Here is a 1,991-nt window from a genome sequence, read left to right as displayed (position 1 = left end):
ACGCCGCGAGCTCCCAGGCGGCGGCGCGGACACCCCAGTCAACGTCATTCATGCTTGTCACCGTTCCTTTTCTTGAACCAGGCCGCTATCCACTTCCCGTGAACCACGACGCGCACGAGCAGCAGCGCCAGCAGGGCTTTCGCGCTCACTGCATGCAGCGGGTCCCAGAAATAGTACCCCTGTGCATACCATCCGAACGTGGGCAATACCGCCCCGGAGACCATGACGCCCGACACCGTAACCGCCATGAGCACGACGACGATCAGCAGATCGAGCACCAGGTTGCCCGTGCGCCCCCATGCCGGGCGCGCGATCGACCCCCGCAAGATCTCAACCGCGCAGTCCACATGCAGCAGCGCATGCACGAAGAATACCAGGAACATGCCCAGGCCCAGCCACTCGTGGATGCCGATGCCCGTGAGGGCGGGATTGGCAACCACCAGGAAGACCGCGAGGGCGGCTACGTCGAGAGCAAGGTTTCTCCTGTCCACGGCTCAACCCACCTTCCGCACGATGAGGACGAGCCCCACGACCAAGGCCGCGGGTGCGAGCAGCCACAGGTTCAGGCTAGCATCGCTCGCCTGGTGGTAGCGCGTTGTCAGGGAGTCCCACGCATGGCACTCGACGCTCGCGCAGCCCGCCTCGGGGCACATCATCTCGGCCACGCCGTCGGGCTCCGGCACGTCGTCGAACCCGTGGCACGCACCGCTCGCGCACGCCGCCACCGGGCAGGGCGACTCGGCCGTCACCGCCTGCACCCCCGTCGCCGGCTCGACCGCTTTGCCCGCAGCCAGCACCAGGCCGCCGGCGAGCGCGAACACCGCGAGCGTCATCAGGAGCTTCCTCATCGCAGGTGCCCCGATTCGTCAACCACCTGGAGCTTCAGTTCGCGAATATACGCATCGGCGCCCTGTCCCTCGACCACGTTCCACGAGAGAACGGGAAGGACGCCCAGTCCGACCGCCTCGGCAACGCGCGCGGGATGAAACGACACGCAGTCTTCCTCCACGCCGTAGCGCGCACCGATCCCGTCCAGGTAGGCGCTGACCTTTTCCTTGTCGCCGTCGAACGCCTTCGCCGTGCGGTAGAAGCAGTCGTCGCCCAACTCGTAGACCTCGGGGTCCAGCGCAACGGCGCGGTTTCTCTGCAGCACCTGGTCGCGGTTCTTGTTGTCCAGCGTGCAGCAATGCACGCCCAGGGAAAGCCCCTCGTCAAGAGCGAACAGCACGAGCTCCAGGCACGCCTCCTCGCTGCCGGCCGCGGCCATGCCGCCCGCGTAGCCGTAGTCGTAGAGCACCTCGAAGGGCGGGTTCTTCAACGCAAGCCCGCGCCGGGCGAAGTCGCCCCAGTTGCGGTGCGGATAGCACAACTCCAACAGGTTGATGCCGCGCACGCCCAGATCGTCCAGCTGCCGCAGCAGCAGCTTCATGCGCTCAAGCTCGGCGGGAACGACCGGCATCTCCACCATGGCATCGAAGGGGAACCGACGCGCGAGCGCGATGGCCGCGAGAGCCTCCTCGACCGCGCCCTCCCCTTCGTCCAGCTTCACGCTGAAGCGGATCTCGTTCAGCCCGCACTCGGCTGCCTTAGCGCAAAAAGCCTCGTCAAGACCCATGCCCGATGTATAGAGACGCAGATGCGCGTCCGGATAGAGCTCGCGGGCGCGGGCGAAGAACGCCAGCGCCTCGTCGCTGCAAAGCAGGGGTTCGCCACCCGTCAGGCCGACATGGGTGACCTCCGCCACCTCGCGGCCGAACGCCTCCAGCTCCTCCCTCCACGGGGTGTCGCGGGCGCAGTGCTCTTCGAAGTCGGCCTGGTTGGGATTGAAGCAGAAGTAGCAGTTTCGATTGCACCGCAGGTTGATGTAGAACGTGCGGCTTCCACAGCCTCCCACGCATGCGGCGCACGCGCTCGACAGGAACCCGGTCGACACGCTGGCCCCGCCGTTCATGAAGCGCGCACCCCGCTCGCGCAGGGTTTCCCGCAGCTCG

Annotated in this window: 3 protein-coding genes; all 3 read right to left on the bottom strand. The window is 66.7% G+C overall.

The annotated features are described in order from the left end of the window. Positions 1 to 44 precede the first annotated feature (44 nt). The gene (locus GPA_RS08375; protein ID WP_041239334.1) at positions 45 to 491 is read right to left on the bottom strand and encodes a DUF4405 domain-containing protein; all 447 of its coding nucleotides are present in this window, start codon (positions 489 to 491) and stop codon (positions 45 to 47) included. 3 nt (positions 492 to 494) lie between these two features. Further along, a complete protein-coding gene (locus GPA_RS08370) occupies positions 495 to 833 on the bottom strand; it encodes a hypothetical protein (RefSeq protein ID WP_231847611.1) in 339 nt (112 codons plus the stop codon). Positions 834 to 844: 11 nt separating this feature from the next. Beyond that, positions 845 to 1,991, bottom strand: a 1,147-nt coding sequence (locus tag GPA_RS08365) for a radical SAM protein (protein ID WP_167536626.1), incomplete at its 5' end; no start/stop codon positions are given.

Source organism: Gordonibacter pamelaeae 7-10-1-b (genome assembly GCF_000210055.1).
Lineage (GTDB): Bacteria > Actinomycetota > Coriobacteriia > Coriobacteriales > Eggerthellaceae > Gordonibacter > Gordonibacter pamelaeae.
The sequence above is the reverse complement of the archived record's forward strand: the minus strand, read 5'-3'. Positions and strand labels throughout refer to the sequence as shown.